14 protein-coding genes and 1 pseudogene are annotated in these 22,173 nt (G+C 67.6%); 8 read left to right on the top strand and 7 right to left on the bottom strand.

Going from position 1 to position 22,173, the window contains the following annotated elements; genetic code table 11:
• The first annotated feature begins 2 nt into the window (after window positions 1–2).
• Together aceK and mgtE are read left to right on the top strand one after the other, a co-directional pair.
• On the top strand, window positions 3–1,712 hold the full coding sequence (gene aceK / locus O8I58_RS11910; protein ID WP_298316175.1) for a bifunctional isocitrate dehydrogenase kinase/phosphatase: 1,710 nt from the start codon (window positions 3–5) through the stop codon (window positions 1,710–1,712).
• Window positions 1,713–1,928: 216 nt separating this feature from the next.
• Window positions 1,929–3,332 carry a magnesium transporter gene (mgtE, locus tag O8I58_RS11915; protein WP_345781309.1) on the top strand — a complete coding sequence of 468 codons (1,404 nt, stop codon included), beginning with the start codon at window positions 1,929–1,931 and terminating at the stop codon, window positions 3,330–3,332.
• 52 nt (window positions 3,333–3,384) lie between these two features.
• Here the strand turns inward: mgtE and O8I58_RS11920 are convergent, their stop codons facing one another.
• The 4 genes from O8I58_RS11920 to O8I58_RS11935 all read right to left on the bottom strand — a co-directional run bounded on the left by O8I58_RS11920 (window position 3,385) and on the right by O8I58_RS11935 (window position 9,280).
• A complete protein-coding gene (locus O8I58_RS11920; RefSeq protein ID WP_298316179.1) occupies window positions 3,385–5,784 on the bottom strand; it encodes a TonB-dependent hemoglobin/transferrin/lactoferrin family receptor in 2,400 nt (799 codons plus the stop codon).
• Window positions 5,785–5,918: 134 nt separating this feature from the next.
• Window positions 5,919–7,379 (bottom strand): DUF2271 domain-containing protein, encoded by a 1,461-nt coding sequence (locus O8I58_RS11925; RefSeq protein WP_298316182.1) that lies wholly within the window; start codon window positions 7,377–7,379, stop codon window positions 5,919–5,921.
• Between the two features lie 160 nt (window positions 7,380–7,539).
• Window positions 7,540–8,448, bottom strand: a complete 909-nt coding sequence (locus O8I58_RS11930) for an EF-hand domain-containing protein (RefSeq protein WP_298316184.1) — start codon at window positions 8,446–8,448, stop codon at window positions 7,540–7,542.
• A 31-nt stretch (window positions 8,449–8,479) separates the two neighbouring features.
• Window positions 8,480–9,280, bottom strand: a complete 801-nt coding sequence (locus tag O8I58_RS11935) for a DUF4198 domain-containing protein (protein ID WP_298316187.1) — start codon at window positions 9,278–9,280, stop codon at window positions 8,480–8,482.
• A 195-nt stretch (window positions 9,281–9,475) separates the two neighbouring features.
• Between O8I58_RS11935 and O8I58_RS11940 the strand changes: the two are divergent.
• The 6 genes and pseudogenes from O8I58_RS11940 to O8I58_RS11965 all read left to right on the top strand — a co-directional run bounded on the left by O8I58_RS11940 (window position 9,476) and on the right by O8I58_RS11965 (window position 18,006).
• Window positions 9,476–12,179, top strand: a pseudogene (locus O8I58_RS11940) (bifunctional acetate--CoA ligase family protein/GNAT family N-acetyltransferase).
• A gap of 181 nt (window positions 12,180–12,360) precedes the next feature.
• Window positions 12,361–13,254: a hypothetical protein gene (locus tag O8I58_RS11945; RefSeq protein ID WP_298316190.1), complete on the top strand. Its 894-nt coding sequence runs from the start codon at window positions 12,361–12,363 to the stop codon at window positions 13,252–13,254.
• A 273-nt stretch (window positions 13,255–13,527) separates the two neighbouring features.
• Complete coding sequence (locus O8I58_RS11950) at window positions 13,528–13,992, top strand: hypothetical protein (RefSeq protein WP_298316193.1); 465 nt, start codon at window positions 13,528–13,530, stop codon at window positions 13,990–13,992.
• A gap of 295 nt (window positions 13,993–14,287) precedes the next feature.
• Window positions 14,288–15,247 (top strand): TerC family protein, encoded by a 960-nt coding sequence (locus O8I58_RS11955; RefSeq protein ID WP_298316195.1) that lies wholly within the window; start codon window positions 14,288–14,290, stop codon window positions 15,245–15,247.
• A 99-nt stretch (window positions 15,248–15,346) separates the two neighbouring features.
• Complete coding sequence (locus O8I58_RS11960) at window positions 15,347–16,153, top strand: rhomboid family intramembrane serine protease (RefSeq protein ID WP_298316197.1); 807 nt, start codon at window positions 15,347–15,349, stop codon at window positions 16,151–16,153.
• Between the two features lie 227 nt (window positions 16,154–16,380).
• The gene (locus O8I58_RS11965; RefSeq protein WP_298316200.1) at window positions 16,381–18,006 is read left to right on the top strand and encodes an FMN-binding glutamate synthase family protein; all 1,626 of its coding nucleotides are present in this window, start codon (window positions 16,381–16,383) and stop codon (window positions 18,004–18,006) included.
• Here the strand turns inward: O8I58_RS11965 and O8I58_RS11970 are convergent.
• The 3 genes from O8I58_RS11970 to O8I58_RS11980 all read right to left on the bottom strand — a co-directional run bounded on the left by O8I58_RS11970 (window position 18,003) and on the right by O8I58_RS11980 (window position 22,095).
• Window positions 18,003–18,410, bottom strand: a complete 408-nt coding sequence (locus tag O8I58_RS11970; RefSeq protein ID WP_298316203.1) for an acyl-CoA thioesterase — start codon at window positions 18,408–18,410, stop codon at window positions 18,003–18,005. The genes O8I58_RS11965 and O8I58_RS11970 overlap by 4 nt on opposite strands.
• Window positions 18,411–18,514: 104 nt before the next feature.
• Window positions 18,515–19,534, bottom strand: a complete 1,020-nt coding sequence (locus O8I58_RS11975) for a ribonucleotide-diphosphate reductase subunit beta (protein WP_298316206.1) — start codon at window positions 19,532–19,534, stop codon at window positions 18,515–18,517.
• Window positions 19,535–19,662: 128 nt separating this feature from the next.
• Entirely contained in the window at window positions 19,663–22,095 is a 2,433-nt protein-coding gene (locus tag O8I58_RS11980; RefSeq protein WP_298316209.1) for a ribonucleoside-diphosphate reductase subunit alpha, read from the bottom strand.
• Between the last annotated feature and the right edge of the window lie 78 nt (window positions 22,096–22,173).

The following is a 22,173-nucleotide window of genomic DNA, read 5'->3' on the forward strand; positions in this document are numbered from 1 at the left end:
GCATGGATGACGCTGCCGCCTTTGCCTCGCTGATCAGCGAGGCCTTTGCCGATTACCACGCGCAGTTCGCCGCGATCACCCAGCGCGCGCGACGCCGGTTCGAGCAGCGCGACTGGAATGCGGCGCGCGCCGATGCGGTCGAACGCATCGCCCTGTACGACGCCTGCGTGGACGAGTGCCGGCTGCGGCTGCAGGCGGTGCTGGGGCCGCGCGCGTTCGACCGGGTGCTGTGGCAGGCGATCCGCGACCGCTATGGCGGGCTGATCGAAGCGCTGATCGACCGCGAGCTTTACAAGACCTTCTACAACACCCTGAGCCGGCGTTTCTTCAAGACCCGTGGCGTGGATGCGCAGGTGGAATTCGTCGCGCTGGACATCGCACCCACCGATGCGATCACCCACCCGGTCGCGCGCCACAGCTATGCGGTATCGCTGAAGCGGCCCACCGACACCTTCGAGCGGGTGCTGGGCAACTACGCCTTCGACGTGCCCTACGCGCACCGCACGCGCTGCGCCGCGGCCGTGGCGGTACGCCTGCAGGATGACCTGGTCCACTGGGGCCACGACCCGGTGCGCGCCATCGAGCTGCTGGACACGGTGTTCTATCGCGAACGTCGCGCCTACCTGGTCGGCCGGGTGCTGGGCGAATCGCGCTTCTCGCCGTGCGTGATCGCGCTGATCCACGATGAGGACGGCCTGCGCGTGGATGCGGTACTGACCGGGCGCGCGGACGTGGCCCAACTGTTCGGCATCTCGCGCAGCTACTTCCATGCCGACCTGCCCACGGTGGGCGATGCGGTGGTGTTGCTGCGCACGCTGCTGCCGCACAAGCCCATCGACGAGCTATACACCGTGCTGGGCCGGGCCAAGCAGGGCAAGACCGAGCGCTTCCGCACGTTCTTCCACCACTTCGACGAACGCCCCAACGAGCAGCTGACCCGGGCCGACGGCACCCCGGGCATGGTCATGGCGGTGTTCACCCTGCCCAGCTATCCGCTGGTGTTCAAGCTGATCCGCGACCGATTTTCCGAAACCAAGCAGGTCACCCGCAAGGACGTGCTGGAGCGCTACGCGCTGGTGTTCAACCGCGACCGCGTCGGTCGATTGCTGGACGCGCAGCCATACCGCTCGCTGCGCTTCCCGGTGACGCGCTTTGCCCCGGACCTGCTGGAAGAACTGCGCCGCACCTGTGCCGGCAGCCTGGTGTTCGACGGCGACGACGTGATCATCGCGCTGTGCTACGTGCAGCGCCGACTGCGCCCGCTGAACCTGTACCTGCGCGAGCAGGCCGCCGATGCCGCGCGCGCGGCGGCGCTGGAATACGGCCAGGCCATCGTCGACATGGCCCGCAACAACATCTTCCCCGGCGACATGCTGCTGAAGAACTTCGGCGTGTCCCGGCACGGGCGGGTGGTGTTCTACGACTACGACGAGGTGCGGCTGATCACCGACTGCAACTTCCGCGACTGGCCCAAGGCCCAGAACGAGGAAGACCAGATGGCAGCCGAGCCCTGGTTCCATGTCGCGCCCGGCGATGTGTTCCCCGAGCGCTTCGCCCAGTTCATGGGCCTGCCCGCGGCCCTGGCCAGGACCGTGCAGGCCGTGCACGGGCAGCTGTTCGATGCCGGCTGGTGGCGCGCCCTGCAGGCCGAACTGGCGCAGGGCCGTTATCCAGATACGCCGCCCTATCCACCCAGCCTGCGCGTTGCCTGAACCGTTTGGCGTCGCCAGCAGGACCCAGGTCCGGCCACGATTGACCCCCGTGCGATGGCAGCGGAAAATCGCGCCACACCGGCGCAGCCCAGCGCGCCGGTCTCACTCCCGCAGGACTCCTTTCCATGCCCAGCGACCCTTCCAGTCGATCTCGCCTGCCGTCAACGGTGGCTGCGCGCTGAGCCTGTGCGGGTTCGGCCGGGCTGCCGTTACGGCATGCCCAACCAGGCCGTCCCGATGCACCTGACCCGCTTTTCCTTCAAGACCGCCGACCAGGCGGCCCTGCAGCTGCAGTCCTTCCAGTCGCTCAATACCGCCGACGTGGTCGAGCGGCTCAATCGCCTGAAACCCGCGCTGGCCTGTGCCACGTTCGTGGGGTTGGCCGACGACCGCGCCATCCACGTCCTGGAACAGCCCGAACTGCAGCGCGCCCCGGCGTTGCTGCTGGCGTTGCCACGCGCCCGCCAGGCGCTGCTGCTGGAAGGCATGGCCGACGACCGCGCCGCCGACCTGGTCCAGGCGCTGGACCTGGATTCGCAGGCCACGGTGCTGGCCGACCTGGCCACGCAGGCGCCGGCCAGCGCGCACGCGATCCAGAAGCTGATGCGTTACCGGCCGCGCACCGCCGGCAGCCTGATGACCACCGAGTACGTGGCCGTGCCGGCCGACTGGACCGTGGGCCAGGTGCTGGACCACGTGCGCGAAGTCGAACGCAGGCGCGAGACCGTCTACGCCATCCACGTGCTGCGCCCTGGCAGCGATGTGCTGCAGCAGGTAGTGACCCTGCGCCGGCTGATCACCGGGCAGGCCGGGGCCAACATCCTCAGCGTGGCCCAGGTCAATCCGCCGGTGACGGTCTCGCCGCTGACCGACCAGCAGGAAGTCGCGCGGCTGATCCGCCGCCATGACCTGCTGTCGATTGCGGTGGTCGACGAGCAGCAGCGGATGCTGGGCATCGTCACCGTCGACGACATCATCGACACGATGATGGAAGAAAGCACCGAGGACGCGCACAAGTTCGGCGGCCTGGAAGCGCTGGACGCGCCGTACATGCAGATCGGCTTCTGGCAGATGATCCGCAAGCGCGCCGGCTGGCTGTGCGCGCTGTTCGTCGGCGAGATGCTCACCGCCTCGGCCATGCAGCACTTCGAGGGCGAGCTGGACAAGGCGCTGGTGCTGACCCTGTTCATCCCGTTGATCATGAGTTCCGGTGGCAACTCCGGTTCGCAGGCGACTTCGCTGCTGATCCGCGCCCTGGCATTGCGCGAACTCGCCTTGCGTGACTGGTGGCGCGTGGCCCTGCGCGAGCTGCCCACCGGGCTGCTGCTGGGCGCGATCCTGGGCGTGATCGCCATCGTGCGCGTGGCGGTGTGGCAGCAGGCCGGCATCTACGACTACGGCCCGCACTGGATGCTGGTCGGGCTGACGGTGGGCGCGGCGCTGGTGGGGATCGTGACCTTCGGCTCGCTGTCCGGTTCGCTGTTGCCGTTCCTGCTGCAGCGGCTGCGCTTCGATCCGGCCAGTGCCTCGGCACCGTTCGTGGCCACGCTGGTCGATGTGACCGGGCTGGTGATCTATTTCAGCATTGCGTTGGCGATTTTGCGGGGGACATTGCTGTAGGGCCATCCCCGGCCCCGCACGCCATGACCAAGCCACGGCGTGCGGGTTCACCTCACAGGAAGTTGTAGCTGATGGTGAAGCGCGCGTTGCGCCCCGGCTGCGACCAGCGGCCGATGCCCTCTGCGCTGGTGTTGCCCTGGAAGATCGTGGTGCCGGCGCCCGCGGTGCGCACGCGGTTCCACAGGTAGTACTCCTTGTCGAACACGTTGTAGATGCCACCGGTCAGGTGCAGGCGCGAGGTGATGTTGTAGGTGCCGAACAGGTCGAGCAGCGTGTATTCGCGGGCCTTGTAGGCGTATACCGGCACCACTTCGACACCGTAGCTGGAGTTGGTGATGCTGGTGCCGTAATCCGACGGGTCCTTCTGCTGCTGGTGGGTGATGTTGGCCGTGGCGCTCCAGCGGCCCGAGGGCGCGTTGTAGCTCAGGCCCAGCACGGTCTTGGCCGGGATGATGCTGGCCAGCGGCTCGCCGTCAGCGTCCTTGCCCTCGTTGTAGGAGTAGGCCAGGCGGGCCAGCCAGCTGTCGGCCAGCAGCCACAGGCCTTCGGCTTCGACGCCCTTGACGATCACTTCGCCGCGGTTGATCGGCATGGTGTAGGTGTAGCCGTTGGTGATGGTGGTGACACCGCGGCTGGTGGCGCTGTACTGCACGTCTTCGTCCGCCACGTACTGCGCGGTGTCAATGAAGTTGCTGTACTTGTCGCGGAAGGCCGAGATGCCCAGGCGCAGGCGGTCGCTCTGGTAACGCCAGCCCAGCTCGATGTTGAGGCTGCGCTCGGCGTCCAGGTCCGGGTTGCTCTTGCCATCGGGCACCGACACGGTGGCGCCGTCGGACACGCGCGTGACTTCGGTCGTAGACGAGCTGCCGTACATGTCGTTGACGCTGGGCGCGCGGAAGCCGCGGCCGAACTGGGTCCACACCGACTGGGTGTCGGTGAACTTGAACTCAGCGCCCAGGTTCCAGGTCGGCGAGGAGAACTTGGATACGCCGACGCTGTTGGCGTCATCGGTGTAGCCCGATTCGCTGCCGGACGTGGCGCCCGTTTCCGGTGTGTACTTATAGCTGTCGTAGCGCAGGCCGCCGGTCAGTGAGAAGCGATCTTCGAGCAGCTGCACCTTGTCGCGCACGTACGCGGTCCAGTCGGTTTCCTTGGTGTCCGGCCACAGCGAGGCATCGGTGTCCTGGCTGTACAGCACGCCGGTGTTGCCCCAGCGCGAGTCGACCGAGTTCCAGTGGATCTTGCTCTGTTGCCAGGCCGCGCCGTAGACCAGCGTATGGCGCAGGCCACCAGCCTCGAAACGCTTGTCCAGATCCACCGCGACGCGGTCGGTCTTCTGGGTGTCGAAACGGTTCTCCTGGCGGCTGCACAGCGCGACGGTCGAACAGCTGGTGCCGTAGGTGGCCGCAGTACCGCTGGCTACCAGCACGTTGGTCTGGCCCTGGATGTAGGCCTTCTGGTGGTCGGCAGTGGCTTCGAGGGTGTCGAACCAGGCGTTGTCGGCCTTCCAGGTGTACTTGATGCCGTAGCGATCGCGGTCGTTGCGGTCCACGGCGGTACGCTCGTAATAGGAGCCGGTGCCGTCGCTGCGGGTCCAGTTGTCGACATCGTTGGTGGCGCGCGCGCGCTCGTAGACCACGCCGAAGGTCTGGTTGTCGGTGGCCAGGAAGTTCACTTTGGCCAGCAGGTTGTCGCTTTCGCGGTCGATCGGATCTGGCGTGCGGCGGTCCGCGCCCAGGCGCGCGATGGTGGTCTTGTACCAGGACTCGGTCTCGTGGCCATCGCGCTTGGTGTACACCAGCAGCGACTCGAACTTGCCGGTGCGGTTGGCGAAGGTCAGCGTGCCCATGTTCTCGTCGCTGCTGCCGGTGTAGCCGTACTTGATCGAGCCGAAGCTGTCGTTGCCGCTGGCCTTGAGGAAGTCGGCCGGGTCCTTGGTGGTGAACATCACCGCACCGCTGAGCGCGCCGCTGCCGGCGGTGATCGCGTCGGCGCCCTTGACGATCTCCACGCTCTTGACCGCTTCCAGATCCACGCTGCCGCGACCGGAACGGAAGAACTCATACGGCTGGTAGCTGCCCGGGTCCATGCTCTGCGGGAAGCTCAGGCCGTCGAGCGTCATCGACACGCGGTCGGCCTCCAGACCACGGATGTTGAAGCCGTTGAAGCCCGCGCGCCCCAGGTCGACCATCTCCACGCCGGGGACGTAGCGGATCGCGTCTTCCATGCTCTGCGCGCCCTGGTTCTGCAGGTCCTTGGACGAGAGCTTGGTGACGTTCTGGTTGTCGGATTTCTTGCGCGTCTCGGTAACGCGGATCGTGTCGAAGGTGCTGGTGTCGTCGGTGTCGGTGACGGCCGCACCGGCGACTGCGTCATCGGCCGCGTGTGCGGCCAAGGGCAGGGCCAGGCTGGCCGCGACGGCCAGGGCGAGCAGGGTGGGTTGCAACTTCATCGGGAAACTCCGCAGTGGGTGGTGGAAGGACGGCCCGCCCGGCCGGCATGCGGTGGGCGGGAGGCTCCTGGCTGCGGGTGCCGGCGATGCGGCGCTATGTGCGTTGCTGGGAAGAAAGGGGGATACGTGTGTTGCTAGGGTTGCGCGGCGCCGCGCAGGGTGATCGCGCCGATTTCCGACACGCCCGTGCGCTGGACCTGCACGGCTTTGTGACCATCAAGCTGGAACGGCAGGGTCAGCAGCTCATGCCCGCCGTCCTGGCGTGCGGCCTCGACCTGCACCAGGTAATCGCCTGGCGGCACGCGCAGGCCGGTGTCGTCGCGCCCGTCCCAGCTCACCGAATAGGCACCAGGCATCCGCGTGGGCCGGGCGATGCCCTGGATCGCCTGCAGATCGTCGCGGCCGTAGCGGCGCCACCACTGCGGCAGCTCCAGCAGGTAATGCGACCGATCGCCCAGCACCAGCAGCTGGCGTACGGCGGCGCCATCGGGCCGGGTGATCCAGATCGCCAGGTAGGGAGCGTGATAGCGCGCCGCCTGCAAGCGCGGGATTTCGTAATCCAGCACCAGCGCTTCGTCATCACGCACGGTGGTGGCCTGCGCGGCATCGTCTGCCAGCAACGCCGGCCAGTCACGCGAGACGAACGGGATGCCGGTCTCGCTGAGGATCAACGCCGCCACGCCGGGCGACGCATCCGCCAACGCCAGGCCATCGCGGATCGGCATCACTGACAGTGCGGTCGCGAGCGCGTCGGCGCTGGCGGCATCATCGGCGGTGACCGTGGCCGACGGCGCGAACTGCATCGGCCAGCCGGACAGCGGATCGAGGATGTGGCTGTAGTGGCGTCGGCCAACCTGATAACCGCGCGTGGCATGGCCGCTGGCAGCGATCGCGCTGCGTCGTAGGCTCAACATCGCGATCGGCGTGCCGTTATCGCGTGGATCACGCGCATCGGCCACGCCGACGCGCCACGGCGTGGCTTCGTTCGTTGCCTGCCAGTAAATCGCATCGCCGCCGATGTCGAGCTTGATCGCTGTGGCCTGCGGCGCAGCCTGGCGCGCGGCCGCCAGCGCGTGGTCGAGGATGTAGCCCTTGGCCAGGCCGTCGACGTCGAAGCGCATCACCTCTGGGCGGGTCAGCGGACCCGTCTGCGGCACGCCGAAATCGGCCTGCGCCAGCGCCGATGCCAGTGCGCGCAGTTCCGCACGCGGCGGCAGGGCGCCGCTGTCGACCGCCTGGCGCCAGCGCGCGGCCAGGCTGCCGAGGCGGCAACTGAACAAGCCTTCGGTCCGCGCGCGCCATTGTTCGCACAGCGACAGCACCGCGCGCAGGTCGGATGACACCGCCTGCGGGCCGGTGCCGGCATTGAAGCGCGCCAGCTCGCTGTCGTCGCGCCAGGTACTGAGCACCGCATCCAGCCGCGCGACCTCCGCCAGAGTAGCCAGCAGCGCAGCCCCCGCGACTTCTGGAGCGGCGTCAACGCGCAGCTCGAAAGAGGTCCCCAGCACGTCCTCGCGCTGGAACTGGACCATCTCCGCCGCCCGCGCATGCATGCCGGCCACGGTCAATCCCAACGCCAACGCAAGGCGCGGCACGCACGTCTTCATCTGCAGTCCCCCTGCAACCTGGTCAACGGACCACCCCGCGCCACCGCCGCGGCCGTGCTGGCCGCGCGTGGTCGGGACGTCACTGGATGGGTGGCCCACACAACGGATCCGGGTCCGCCACCCGCGGACCCGGACCGCATGACCGCAGTTAGGGCTGGCGCCTGGGCGCCGGCAACCTGGCATCGGCTGCATCGACAACGCCATCGTGGTTGCGATCGGCAGTGTCGAACAGGCGCTTACCCGAAGCCTGGTACTCGGCAAACGTCATCTTGCCGTCCTTGTCGGTATCGAGCACGCCGAAGCGCACGTGCACCTGGCGATCCTCGCCCTGGTTCAAGGTGGCGATGCGGCGATCCAGTCGGTCTTCGAACTCGGCCAGGTACTCGTCCTGGCTCAGTGCGCCATCGCCATCGCGGTCGGTGCGGGTGAACTGCGCGTTGCGGGCCTGGTCGAACTCGGCGCGTGTCACCTGGCCATCGCCATTGCCGTCGTAGAGCACAAGGAATCCTTCTGCGGTGTGGCTGCTCGGCATGCCCAGGCGGTCGTTGCCGGCATTGTCGAAACGTCGCGCGGCTTCGCCGGTCTTGGCTTCGCCCGGCTTGTAGGCCGACTTGGCCTTGCCCTTGTCGGCGAGCGCGCGCTGGCCGCCCTGCCAGGTCTTTTCGGCTGTGGCATCGAACTCGGCGCGCGAAATCCTGCCGTCCTTATCCGCATCCAGCGCGGCAAAGCGCGTGCGGGTTTGCTCGAGTTGCGCGGCGCGCTCACGTTCCAGTTCTTGCGCTTTGCGCGCCTCGAACTCGGCAACGTATTCGGCCTCGTCGACGGTGCCATCGTGATTGCTGTCGCTCGCATCGAAACGCACCCGGCGGAAGGCCTCGAACTCGGCCCAGGTCACGCGGCCATCGCCGTTGTCGTCGAACTCGGCGATGAAGGCCTCGACGTTGTTGCCGTGGCCTCCGATCAGCGGACGCGCTGATGCGGCAGGCGCCTGCGCGGCGGCAGCGAGGGGGAACAGCAGCGTGCACAGGCACGCGCCAGCGAGGACACCGGTTTTCATTGCAGACCTCTGGGGAGTCGGGAGTGTGGCGTTACGGGTTGAGGACGCGGAAGGTCAGCGTGTAGCTGTTGCTGTACTCGGCCACCGGCGCCGACGCCGGTGCCGGCGTGCGATGGCGGCTCAGCGCGACCCAGGTGCCGGCCTGTTCCAGCTTGAAGCGGGCTTGGCCCTGGGCATCGGTGATCAGCTCGACCACCCGCGGCTTGCGGTCCGAGCTCCAGACCGCCTCGGTGATCTCCACCTTCTGCGCGGCTAGCGGCTTGCCGTCGTACTGGACGACGAAGGCGAACTGCTCGCCGACATACAGATCGTCCGGGTGGTCGACCGGCACGAATTCAAGGCCTTCGCCGCGCGAGGCCAGGGCAGCGCGGTCGGGCGCGCCGACGCTGAGATAGGTCTCGGCCAAGGTGCGCGACTGGAAGTCGGAAATGACCTTGGCCCCGGCCGGGATCTTCACCGACGCATCGCGCGAGCTCTCGCGCTTGCCGCCGATTTCCCAGCTGCGGAACAGTGCGCCCAGGCGCAGGCCGGTGCTAAGCCGGTAGGTGCCGGCGGCCGCTTCGGGCAGGGTGAATTCGGCGACGGTGCGGGTCTTCATGGACTGCGCAACCAGCGCCTGGGCCTGGCCGTCGGGGCCGGTCACGCTGAAGCGGCTGTCGTCGAAGGCCGCCTCGGGGAGGAAGAAGGTTTCGGCAAACGCCGCATCCAGCGCCACGGTCTGCCCCGCATGCGGTGCGAAGTCGCTGGTCAACAGGTAGGGCGTGTGCGCGAGGGCAGGCGCGATCAGCGCGGCGCACAGGGCGCCGGCGGCAAGCAACGACATCGGTTTCATGGGGATCCCCGTTCCAGTGGTGGTGAAACGCTGGCGGAACGGATGTCCTGATGCTGGCGGGCGGCATTGTAGGGCAAACCACGCGCCTGATGAACAGCCACGCACCGGCATGCAGCCGGTGCGGCGCGTCATGCCGCCCGCGTGCCGGCCCGTGTAACGTTCGCGCATGAGCGCACGCGCGAACCACCCAATCGCATGAGTACCTATCGCCTCAAGTCCGTGTTCGCCCCGCAGTCGATCGCCATCATCGGCGGCAGTCCGCGTGAGCGTTCGGCCGGGCGGGCGGTGGTGCGCAACCTGAAGGCCTCGGGGTTCCCCGGCAAGATCGCCTGGGTCAATGCGCGCTACGGGCAGATCGACGGCATGGCCACGGTGCGCGAACTGGCCGACCTGGCCTACGTGCCGGACCTGGTGATCATCACCGCGCCGGCGCCGATCGTGCCCAAGGTGGTGGCCACCGCGGCCCAGCGTGGCGTGGCCGCGGCCATCATTCTCACCGCCGGTCTGGGCGAAGGCCCCGGCTCGCTGGCCGAGGCCACCGAACGCGCCGCGCGCGCCCACGGCCTGCGCATCCTCGGCCCGCACTGCCTGGGCGTGATCGCCCCGCACGCCAGGCTCAACGCCAGCATCGCCGCGCACACGCCGCTGCCGGGCGACCTGGCGTTGATCTCCGAGTCCAGCGCGATCGCCGCGGCGCTGGTCGAATGGGGCGTCGCGCACCAGGTCGGGTTCTCCGCCGTGGTATCGCTGGGCGATGCGCTGGACGTGGACTTCAGCGACCTGCTGGACCATTTCGCCACCGACCATCGCACCCGCGCGATCCTGCTCTACGTCGAATCGATCAAGGACGCGCGCAAGTTCATGTCGGCCGCGCGCGCCGCCGCGCGCGGCAAGCCGGTGGTGGTGGTCAAGTCCGGGCGCGCGCCCAGCAGCGGCGGCGCCACCCACACCCAGACCCTGGCCCGCTCGGATGCTGTGTACGACGCGGCCTTCCGTCGCGCCGGCCTGCTGCGCGTGGGCGCGCTGGACGAGCTGTTTGCAGCGGCACAGACGCTGGGCCGGCTGGGCACCTTCCCCGGCCGGCGCCTGGCGATCCTGTCCAATGGCGGTGGCGTCGGCGCACTGGCGCGCGACCAACTCGGCGCACTCGGCGGCACCCTGGCCGCGCTCTCCGGTGCCACGGTCGACAAGCTGGATCGCGTGCTGCCCGACTGGTCGCGCAGCAACCCGGTGGACATCGTGGTCGACGCCGATGGCGAGCGCTATGCCGCGGCCATCGAAGCCCTGCTGTCGGACAGCGAGAACGACGCGGTGCTGGTGGTCAACGTGCCGACCGCCTTCACCTCATCGGCCGATGCCGCGCGCGCCCTGACCCGCAGCGTGGGCGAACGCTCGCGCCACAGCCGGGCCAAGCCGGTGTTCGCGGTGTGGCTGGGCGGCGGCGATACCGCGCTCTCGGCGCTCAACGCCGCGCACATCCCCAGCTACGCGACTGAATCCGATGCGGTGGCCGGCTTCATGCACCTGGTGCGCTACCGCGAAGCGCAGACCGCGCTGATGGAAACCCCGCCCAGCCTGCCGGAAGACTTCGTGGTCGACACCGCCGCCGCACGCGCGATTGTCGAAGCGGCGTTGGCCGATGGCCGCCAGCGGCTGGACCCGATCGCGGCGAGCAACGTGCTGCGTGCCTACGGCATTCCCACCGCGCGCATCTGGGCCGCGGCCGATGCCGACGCGGCGGTCAAACGTGCCCAGCCATTGCTGGACGAAGGCCTCCCCGTCGCGGTGAAGGTCCTGTCGCCCGACATCACCCACAAGTCCGACGTCGACGGCGTGCGCCTGAACCTGGTCTCGGCCGAGGCCGTGCACGCGGCGACCAGCGCGCTGATCGAACGCGCACGCCGGCTGCGTCCGGATGCGCGCATCGACGGCGTGGTGGTGCAGCCGACCGTGCTGCGGCCCAAGTCGCGCGAGCTGATCGCCGGCATCGCCGACGATGCGGTGTTCGGACCCGGTGATCGTGTTCGGCCGCGGCGGTACCGCGGTGGAAGTCATCGACGATGTCGCCCTGGCGCTGCCGCCGCTGGACCTGCGCCTGGCCCACGAGCTGATCGGCCGCACCCGCGTCTCGCGCATCCTCAAGGCCTATCGCGACGTACCGGCCGCCGACGAACGCGCGGTCGCGCTGGTGCTGGTCAAGCTGGCCCAGCTGGCCGCCGATATCCCCGAGATCCGCGAACTGGACATCAATCCACTGCTGGCCGATGCCAGTGGCGTGGTCGCGGTCGATGCGCGGATCGCGGTCGCCCCGTCGCGCCAGCTGCACAAGGGCCGCGGCCATCCGCGGCTGTCGATCTTCCCGTATCCCAAGGAGTGGGAACGCCACATCACCCTGGGCGATGACAGCAGCGTGTTCGTGCGGCCGGTGCGGCCAGAGGACGACGCGCTGTTCCGCGCGTTCTTCGCCCGGGTCACCGACGAAGACCTGCGCCTGCGCTTCTTCCAGTCGGTGAAGCATTTCAGCCACGAGTTCATCGCCCGCCTGACCCAGCTGGACTACGCGCGCTCGATCGCGCTGGTGGCGATCGACCCGGCGTCGGGCGAGATGCTCGGCGCGGTGCGGCTGCTGGCCGATGCCGATTACGACCGCGGCGAGTACGGCATCCTGATCCGCTCGGACCTCAAGGGCGCAGGCCTGGGCTGGGCGCTGATGCGGATCATGATCGAGTACGCGCACTGGCAGGGCCTGCGCATGGTCGAGGGCCAGGTGCTGCGCGAGAACCGCACCATGCTGGCCATGTGCCAGCAGCTGGGCTTCACCCTCAAGCCCGATCCGGACGACCCGTCGATCACCAACGTCACCCTGCCGGTCAGTGCACCGGTGCGGCCCGTCCACTGACGCCAACACGGGCGAAAATCGCGCGCGGCGTCACCGTCCTGGGATTTCCTGCTGTCGCCTGTCATGGCGGTCACGGTAGGCTGCCCGATTCCGTCCGCCGCAGCGCGCGACGACGTGGCAAGGGGCGTGTGTGATCAGGGTGTCGATCGTGGGGTCTGACCTGCAGACGGAGGTGTCGCTGATGCGACGCCTGCAACGCATTTCCATCTTGCCGGCCACCGCCCTGGCGATGGGCTACGAGGTGGATGCCTGCGACCTGGTCGTGGTCCATGACGGCTCCACCCCGCACGTCGCCAGCACGCACGCCGCCAGGCCACTGTGGCTGATCGACGCCGGCGGGCGCCTGTCCGATCCGGCACAGGGGACCGCACCACTCAGCGAAGACGCCATCCGCCAGACCCTGCAGGCGTTGTACGCGCCGCATGCAGCCCAGGCCGAAGTCCGGCCCGGTCTCCCCCGGGCACCGTTCGCCCAGCAGCTGCGCATGCTGCTGGCCGGGCGCCGCGGCCAGGCCGTGCTGTCGCTGGATGGCGTGGACGTGCTGCAGCTGGACTTCGCCAAGGCCACCGCGCAGCCGTTGCACAGCGCGCGCCAGGCCGACAACGTGCCCGGCCTGCTCGGCCTGGGCTTCGAACGCCTGATGCTGCGTACCAGCGAGCAGCCAGCGGCCGACGAGGCCCCGGGCCTGCCGCTGGCGCCGCTGCTGTGGCAGACCGCGCTGCGCATGCGGATGGTCCCGAAGCTGATCGAACCGTTGACCGAGGCCACCGCCTTGCGCGTGACCCAATGGCCCGACTTCCGCGTGCTGGCCCACCGGCATGACGACTTCCGCCTGTGCACGCTGCTGCTCGAACAGGCCTGTACCGCAACAGCCGCCGCCGAGTTGCTGGGGATCGATGCCGGCGCGGCGCGCGCGTTCTTCAACGCGGCGTATCTGAGCGGTTACGCCACGCCCGAAGCAGGCATGCTCCCCTCGCCATCACCATCGGTGACGGCGCCAACGCCCCCCCGCTCACGCCTGGCCAGGCTGTGGCGCGGCATGCGCGGCGGCGGCAGGCGGCAGGGCGATGGCTGAGACACGGCGCGTGGTGGCCGGTGCAGGCCGCGTCGAAAGGCCCGCCGATGGTGCCGTGCGGGCCAACCGGATCTTCACCGGCGGACGGCTCGCCGGAAGCCGCTGACCGGGCAGGGGCATGACCGGGCATGACGCCCTGGACATGCACCGGCATCGTCCCGGCCAGCCTGGGTTTAACGCGCGACTGCTAGCGTGGGCAGGTGCCGCCTGGGTGATGCGCCTGGTGGCACGCCACGCGCACGCCTGCTGCGCCCCTTCGAAGGTCTTCGCCGTATGAACGCCGCCACCGTCCTGTCCCTGTTGCTGCTGGCCACCCCGCTCACCGCGCTGGCCCAGACCGATCCGCTGGACCTGAAGCTGAAGGACAGCACCTCCTTCTCTGGCGACGGTGATCCGCCGGGCACCTATTACGGCGACCACAGCGGCCCGGCGCCGGCCGACAAGGACAAGCCGCGCTCGGAGCTGGATGACGGCAAGGCCCACCTGCATGGCAGCTTCACCACCGGCATGGGCTATTCGAAGGGCTACGGCAGCAGCACCTACAACGCCGCCGACATCAACATCAGCAAGGCCTTCACCAGCGACTCCGGCCGCACCAGCGTGATGAGCATGGACATCCACGTCAGCAAGAGCGACGGCCCCGGCTATGGCTACGGTGGTTACCGCGGTTATGGCTATGGCCCGCGCTCGGCCTCGGGCGCCAGCTTCAGCTGGGCCCAGGACGCCGCCTCGGAGTGACAAAGCCGTCAGTCCAGGCGGTTCCTGAACCCCTGGCTCAGCTTTCCGATTGACCCGTCGCGGCGCCAGCCGCGACAATCCCCGACAGAAGGGGAGTAGCTCCCACGCGCTGTGATCGTCATGACGGGCCTTGTGCCCCGGTCCAGCGGCAACCGGTCCCAGTTCCACGGCCGGCTGTGAGCAAGACCTTCGCCGCAACGGCGAAGGTGTGTGCCCCGGATCCCTCCAAGATCTTTTCCGCGCGCAGACTGGACTCCGTCGCTCCCGTCCCTTGGCTTACGCGTGGAGAAACATGATGCAGACAATTGCCAACCCCTGGTTGTGGGGTGGATTCGTGGTGGTGGTGATCGCCGCCCTGTTGGCCGACCTGGTGCTGATGCGCCACGGTGGCCCGCACAAGGTCACCTTCAAGGAAGCGGTGTGGTGGTCGCTGGGCTGGGTGGCGCTGGCGCTGGCCTTCAACGGCGGCCTGTGGTTCTACCTGCGCGAGACGATGGACATCGCCAGCGCCAACCGGATCGGCCTGGAGTTCCTGACCGGCTACCTGGTCGAGAAGTCGCTCGCGGTCGACAACATCTTCGTGTTCCTGATGGTGATGACCTATTTCGCCGTGCCCGAAGAACAGCGCCAGCGCGTGCTGGTGATCGGCGTGCTGGGCGCGATCTTCCTGCGCGCCATCATGATCTTCGCCGGCGCCGCGCTGCTGACCCAGTTCCACTGGCTGTTGTACGTGTTCGGCGCGTTCCTGCTGTTCACCGGCATCAAGATGTGGTTCTCGGCCGGTTCCGAACCGGATCTTGAAACCAACCCGGCGCTGAAATTCATGCGCAGGCACCTGCGCCTGACCGATGGCTACGTGGGCAACGACCTGTCGGTCAAGCGCGACGGCAAGCGCTGGTTCACGCCGATGTTCATGGTGCTGATCCTGATCGCGGTGACCGACGTGATCTTCGCGGTCGATTCGATCCCTGCGATCTTCGCCATCACCACCGACCCGTTCATCGTGCTGACCTCGAACGTGTTCGCGGTGCTGGGCCTGCGCGCGATGTTCTTCCTGCTGGCCGGCATGGCCGACCGCTTCCACCTGCTGCCGTACGGGCTGGCGGTGATCCTGGTCTACATCGGCACCAAGATGCTGGTGATCGACTTCATCAAGATCCCGGTGCTGGTGTCGCTGTTCGTGGTGTTCGGCATCCTAGCCATCACCGTGTGGTTGAGCCTGGTCCGCCCGCCCAAACCTGAAATGCAGGGCTGATCGCTTTTCAAGCGAGCTGGCACCGCGCCGCGGCGTTCCACTCACGGGAACGTCGCGGCGCGCTTGTTTTAGGCCTTCGACGCCGCCATCGAAGCGGTCATGGACGCCCATCACCCCGACGACCCGCGATTCGATGCCACCGCGCAGGCGCGTGCCGACCGGCGGCGCCTGCTGCGGGCGTTCAACCTGTCGCTGGGCTTCATCGTGTTGATGGTGCTGGCGTATTCGGCCCAGGGCAGTTTCGACTGGCGGCCGTTCGCGATTGCACCGCACACGGCGCAGGGCCTGGTCGGCATCCTGACCGCGCCGCTGCTGCATGGTTCAGTCGAACACATCACCTCCAACGCCATCGCGCTGCTGATGCTGGGCACGCTGGCCGGCAGCGTGTATCCGCAGGCCACGCTGCGCAGCCTGCCGCTGCTGTGGATCGGGTCGGGCATCGGCGCGTGGTGGCTGGGCGATGCGGGCACGCGCCACCTGGGTGCCAGCGGCCTCGGCCACGGGCTGATGTTCCTGGTGATCGGGCTGGGCGTGCTGCGCCGCGACCGGGCGGCCATCGCCACCGGCTTCATCGCCTTCCTGTTCTACGGCGGCATGCTGCTCACCGTGCTGCCGCGCGAACCAGGCGTGTCGTGGCAGGCGCACCTGGGTGGCGCGGTGGCCGGCCTGATCGCGGCCTGGTGGTTCCGCCGCAGCGATCCACCGTTGCCACGCAAGCGCTACAGCTGGGAACTGGAAGAAGAACAGGCGCTGGTCGACGAGGCCGACACGTTGGAACCGCCCTCGCCACGCGAGGTGCCGGTGCTGTGGGAGCGCCCCGCGCCACCGCATGGCGTGGTCCTGCCGTTCCCCACACCAACCGCACCCCGGCACACGCCGGATGACAAACCGCAGCGGCCGGACTGACTCACCCGACGACGTGCGTTCCCTGTTGGTGTGGGAACGCGCGCTCCCTACCGCGCGAAGCTTGTGGCAATCCCATCCTGGGGACCCCGCTGCCTTTCGCGCAGGTCGAGGCGAAAGCCCCAGCGGAGCAAGCTCCGCTCTACATGCGACAGACCGCCGCCTTCTGTCGGGAAGTGCACAACACCCTCTAGACTGGCCGACATGCTCCCTGCCAGTGATTCGCGATGATGAGCCGTTACCTGGGCTGGATGGCCGCCCTGCTGATCCTGCTGCTCAGCGTGATGCTGGCGATGCATTGGCCGGGCTGGTGGTGGGTGGCTGCCGTCGCGGCTGCGCCCAGCGTGCTGGGACTGGTCGACGTGCTGCAGCGGACCAGCGCATTGCGTCGCAACTACCCGGTGCTGGCGCACTTCCGTTACGGACTGGAATCGATCGGCCCGGAGATCCGCCAGTACTTCGTGCAGAGCGACCTGGAGGACGCACCGTTCTCGCGCCAGCAGCGCCAGCTGGTCTACCGCCGGGCCAAGAACGTGATGGACGTGGTGCCCTTCGGCACGCTGCGCAGCACCTACGCGAACGACTACGAATGGATCAACCATTCGCTGGCCACCACCGACATCCATGACCACGATTTTCGCGTGGCCATCGGCGCCGGTCGGGCCAAGCCCTATTCGTCCAGCGTGTTCAACATCTCGGCGATGAGCTTTGGCGCCCTGTCTGCCAACGCGATCCGCGCGCTCAACGAGGGCGCGCGACGCGGCAACTTCTCCCACGACACCGGCGAAGGTTCGATCTCGCCCTACCACCGCGAGAAGGGTGGCGACCTGGTGTGGGAAATCGGTTCGGGTTACTTCGGCTGCCGGGGGGATGACGGGAAGTTCGACGCCGAACGCTTCACCGCCAACGCCACGCTTGAACAAGTGCGGATGATCGAGATCAAGCTGTCCCAGGGCGCCAAGCCGGGCCACGGCGGAGTGCTGCCAGCGGCCAAGGTCAGTGCCGAGATCGCCGCCACGCGCGGGGTTCCGATGGGCCTGGATTGCGTGTCACCGTCGCGTCACTCCGCGTTTTCCACGCCATTGGAGCTGCTGCAGTTCGTCTCACGCCTGCGCGAGCTGTCCGGCGGCAAGCCGGTCGGGTTCAAGCTGGCCATCGGCCATCCGTGGGAATGGTTCGGCATCGCCAAGGCCATGCACGAGAGCGGGCTGCTACCGGATTTCATCGTGGTCGATGGGGCCGAAGGTGGCACCGGCGCGGCGCCGGTCGAGTTCGTCGATCACATGGGCGTGCCGATGAACGAGGCGCTGATGCTGGTCCACAACACCCTGGTCGGGCTGTCGCTGCGCGAGCAGGTCAAGCTGGGCGCGGCCGGCAAGATCACCAGTGCGTTCGATATCGCCCGCACCATCGCGATGGGCGCGGACTGGTGCAATGCCGGGCGCGGCTTCATGTTCTCGCTGGGCTGCATCCAGTCGCTGAGTTGCCACAGCGACCGCTGCCCGACCGGCATCGCCACCCAGGACCCCAAACGCTGGCGGCACCTGGACGTGACCGACAAGGCCACGCGCGTGCACCTGTATCACACCAACACCTTGCGGGCGCTGGGCGAGCTGTTGAGCGCGGCCGGCCTGGATGATCCTTCGCAACTGGGTCCAGAGCACATCGTGCGCCGGATCTCGCCGGTGGAGATCCGTTCGCTGGCCACGCTCTACCGCTTCGTCGAACCCGCCGCGCTGCTCAACGGCAACATCCCGGAACACGCGGTGTTCCAGCAGTTCTGGGCCGAGGCGCGCGCCGACACCTTCCAGCCACCAGCGCGCATCCGTGCGCTTCGCCAGAGCAAGTCGCGCTAAGCATTCACCGGCAGCGCCGGCGCAGCGGTCGGCCGGCCCAGCGGGTCCAGCGCGATCATCACGAAACGCCCGCGCGTGCACAGCTTGCGTTCGCCGCTGAGCAGGTCCTCGGTGACCACTTCCACATCGACGTTCATCGAGCTGCGGCCGACCTTGACGATGGTGGCGATCACTTCGACCAGATCACCCTTGTGGATCGGCTGGTTGAAGTCGACCTGTTCCGAACGCGCCGTGACCACGGTGGTGCGCGCATAGCGCGAGGCGACGATGAAGGCCGCCATGTCCATCCACGCCAGCGCCTGGCCGCCGAACAGCGTGCCCAGGTGGTTGGTGTGGTCGGGGAAGACCATGTGCAGCAGGCGGGCCTCGATCGGCCGGGCCTCGGTGGTGGGAACTTCGGACATGGTGGGGGTCTCCGGAAACTAGGCGTGCGCGGGTGCACGGCACGCGCCATTGTCCTCCAGCCGGCCGGACAATGCTGCCCGACCGACACCGCGAGTCCCGCAGGTCAGAACGCGTGGTCGAACCCGACTTCACCCTGCACGCCGACCTGGTAGGACGACACCCGGCGCTCGAAGAAGTTGGTCAGCTCCTGCACGTCCTGCAGCTCCATGAAGGGCAACGGATTGCGCACGTTGTACTTGCGCTCCATGCCCAGCTTGGCGAAGTGGTTGTCCGCGCAGTGCTGCAGGTACTGGCGCATGTCGCGGGTGGAGATGCCGGCCACGCCGCCGGACAGCACGTCCTCGGCGAACTGCAGCTCGCATTCGATCGCCTCTTCCAGCATCGCGTAGACCTGCTGCTTCATCTCATCGTCGAACAGGTCCGGCTCTTCCTCGCGCACCACGCGCACGCCTTCGAAGGCGAAGTTCATGTGGCAGCTCTCGTCGCGGAACACCCAGTTGGTGCCCGAGGCCAGGCCCGGCAGCAGGCCGCGCGAACGGAAGTAATACACGTAGGCGAAGGCCGCGAAGAAGAACAGGCCTTCGATGCACGCGGCAAAGCAGATCTGGTTGAGCAGGAACTGGCGGCGGTGCGCGCGCGTTTCCAGGCGGCTGAGGTCCTGGATGGTGTCCATCCACTTGAAGCAGAACTCGGCCTTCTTCTTGATCGACGGGATGTTCTCCACCGCGGCGAACGCCTTGATGCGCTCGGCCGGGTCCGGCAGGTAGTTGTCCAGCAGGGTCAGGTAGAACTGCACGTGCAGCGCTTCTTCGTACAGCTGGCGCGACAGGTACATGCGCGCTTCGGGCGCATTGATGTGCTGGTACAGGTTCAGCACCAGGTTGTTGGACACGATCGAATCGCCGGTGGCGAAGAAGGCGACCAGCCGGTGGATCAGGTGGCGATCGGCCGGGGTCATCTTGTCGTGCAGGTCGGTGATGTCGATCTGGAAGTTGATCTCGTCCACCGTCCAGCTGTTCTTGATCGCGTCGCGATACATGTCATAGAACTGCGGATAGCGCATCGGGCGCAGGGTCAGTTCAAAACCGGGATCGAGCAGCATCTGGCGGGGTTGGGCGGACATGGGTTTCTCGCTTGTGTTCGGTATTGCTTTGAAAAAGCACGCGTGCGGCGCGCCGGATGAACATCAGGATCAGCGCGCATCGCGCGCCGACCGCGCCGCTTTCCAAAAAGAAAGCGGCGTGATGGGTCTTACTGGCAGGCCTCGCAGGCTTCCGGGTTTTCCAGCGAGCAGCTGACCGCTTCGTCCGGGGTGAACACCGGCTTGGGGGCTTCGCTGGCGCCGTGGCTGATGGTGGCCTTGGCGATGCGGGTGGCCGGACGCGAACGCAGGTAGTAGGTGGTCTTGATGCCCTGCTTCCACGCGTACATGTACATGGAGGACAGCGCGCCGATGTTCGGGCTTTCCATGAACAGGTTGAGCGAGGCGGACTGGTCGATGAAGGCGCCACGGCCGGCGGCCATGTCGATCAGCGAGCGCATCGGGATTTCCCAGGTGGTGCGGTAGATGTGGCGCAGCGTTTCCGGGATCTCGGCGATGCCCTGGATCGAGCCTTCGGCCAGCTTGATGGCGTCGCGGATTTCCGGGGTCCACTGGCCGAGCTTCTTCAGCTCGCCCACCAGGTAGCGGTTGACCTGCAGGAAGTCGCCGGACAGCGTCTCGCGCTTGAACAGGTTGGACACCTGCGGCTCCACGCACTCGTAGCAGCCGGCGATGGAGGCGATGGTGGCGGTCGGGGCGATGGCGATCAGCAGCGAGTTGCGCAGGCCGTGGGTCTTGATGCGCTCGCGCAGGGCATCCCAGCGCGCGGCGTCGTCGGGCACCACGTTCCAGGCGTCGAACTGCAGCTCGCCGTTGGCCGCGCGGGTGTCGGCGAAGGACGGATGCTTGCCGCGTTCCTGGGCCAGTTCGCACGAGGTTTCCAGCGCGTGGAAGTAGATGGTCTCGGCGATCTTGTTGGAGATCGCGCGCGCCTCGGCGCTGTCGAAGGCCAGGCGCTTCTTGAAGAACACGTCCTGCAGGCCCATGCAGCCCAGGCCGACCGGACGCCAGCGCAGGTTGCCGCGACGCGCGGTTTCGATCGGATAGAAGTTCAGGTCGATCACGCGGTCCAGCTGGCGCACGGCCAAGCGCACGGTCTCGGCCAGCTTCTCGAAATCGAAGTCACCGTGGGCGTCGAAATGGCGACCCAGGTTGATCGAGCCCAGGTTGCACACCGCGGTCTCGTCGTTGGAAGTGACCTCCAGGATTTCGGTGCACAGGTTGGACAGGTGGATCACGTTGCCGGCGCGCAAGGTCTGGTTGGACGCCTTGTTGCACTTGTCCTTGAACGTCATCCAGCCGTTGCCGGTCTCGGCCAGGGTGCGCATCATCCGGGCGTAGAGCTTGCGCGCGGAGATGGTCTTGGAGGCCTTGCCCTGGGCTTCGGCCTGCAGGTAGGCGCGCTCGAAGGCTTCGCCGTACAGGTCGGTCAGTTCCGGGGTGGTCTTGGGATCGAACATGGACCACTGCGCATCGGCTTCCACGCGCTGCATGAACAGGTCCGGCACCCAGTTGGCCAGGTTGAGGTTGTGGGTGCGGCGGGCGTCGTCACCGGCGTTGTCACGCAGCTCCAGGAAGTCTTCCAGGTCGGCGTGCCAGGTTTCCAGGTACACGCAGGCCGCGCCCTTGCGCTTGCCGCCCTGGTTCACAGCCGCGACCGACGAATCCAGCGTCTTCAGCCACGGCACGATGCCGTTGGAATGGCCGTTGGTCGACTTGATCAGCGAGCCGCGCGCACGCACGCGGGTGTAGCTGACGCCGATGCCGCCGGAGAACTTGGACAGCTGGGCGATGTCGCCGTACTTGGAATAGATCGACTCCAGCGAATCCTGCGGCGAGTCCAGCAGGAAGCACGAGGACAGCTGCTCGTGGGTGGTGCCGGAGTTGAACAGCGTCGGCGAGGACGGCAGGTAGTCCAGGTTGCCCATGCGCTGGTACAGCGCCAGGGCTTCGGGCACGTCTTCGCTCAGCGCGCTGGCGATACGCAGGAAGAACTGCTGCGGGGTCTCGATCACCTTGCGGGTGTGCGGGTGGCGCAGCAGGTAGCGGTCGTACAGCGTGCGCAGGCCGAAGTATTCGAACTCCTTGTCCAGGTTGATGTCGATCGCATCGTTGAGCTTGCGCGCGTTGGTCTGCGCGAAGTTCAGCAGGCGGTCGTTGATCAGGCCCACTTCGTGGCCGCGGCTGATCGACTGCGAGAAGGCATGGATCTCCTGGCCAGAGACTTCCTTGGCGATGAAGTTGGCCAGCAGGCGCGCGGCCAGGCGGCCGTATTCGGGCTCTTCGCCGATCAGCAGCGCGGCGGTACGGATGGACAGTTCGTCCAGTTCCTGGGTGGTGGCGCCGTCGTACAGGCCGGAGATGGTGCGGGTGGCCACGCGCATCGGATCGACCGCATGCAGGCCTTCGGCGCAGCGCTGGATGGCGCGCACGATCTTGTTCAGGTCCACGGCCTCGTCGCCGCCGTTGCGCTTCTTCACGCGCATCGCGGTCGCGGTCGGCGGCGAGGTCAGCAGGAATTCTGCATCGGCCGGGCGCGCAGCCGCGGCGGTATCGGTCTGGGTCACGAGTTGGTTCTCCATGCGTGGTGCACACCCCGCGCCTGTCCCTAAGCAGGCGTGGAACGGCGTTGGTGTTCGAGTGTGGGAAGGCGGCGTCGC

It is taken from the genome of Pseudoxanthomonas sp. (assembly GCF_027498035.1).
Classification (GTDB): Bacteria; Pseudomonadota; Gammaproteobacteria; order Xanthomonadales; family Xanthomonadaceae; genus Pseudoxanthomonas_A.